This is a genomic window from Pseudomonas sp. PDM15, from assembly GCF_014851565.1.
Classification (GTDB): domain Bacteria; phylum Pseudomonadota; class Gammaproteobacteria; order Pseudomonadales; family Pseudomonadaceae; genus Aquipseudomonas.
In genome coordinates, this window is sequence record NZ_JACVAA010000029.1 from 1 (window position 1) to 452 (window position 452).

Consider the following 452-nt stretch of genomic DNA (forward strand, 5'->3'; position numbering starts at 1 on the left):
CTGGCTGCACAGCGCCAGTGGCACCAGCATCGCCGTCGACAACCCCGCCACCCGCGAAGCCATTGGCCATGTGCCGCTGCTCGACCGCGAGCAGATAGTCGCCGCAGTCGACGCCGCCGCTGCCGCCTTCCCCGCCTGGCGAGCCCGCACGCTGGACGAACGCGGCGCACTGTTGCGCCGCTGGGCCGAGCTGATTCGCCAGCATCGCGAGGACCTCGCGCAGATCCTCAGCCTGGAACAGGGCAAGCCGCTGGCCGAAGCCCTCGGCGAGATCGACTACGCCGCCAGCTTCATTCCCTGGTTCGCCGAGGAAGCGCGACGGCTGAACGGCCGCAACATTCCCAGTCACATCCCCAACGCGCACCTGGGTACGGTGGTCGAGCCGGTCGGCGTCGCCGCCCTGCTCACGCCGTGGAACTTCCCCAGCGCGATGATCACCCGCAAGGCCGCTG

General features: G+C 69.9%; 1 protein-coding gene. It reads left to right on the forward strand.

Going from position 1 to position 452, the window contains the following annotated elements; all coding sequences use genetic code 11:
* Positions 1–452: aldehyde dehydrogenase family protein (locus IB232_RS23395; protein WP_192400905.1), on the forward strand; the 452-nt coding region annotated here is incomplete at both ends.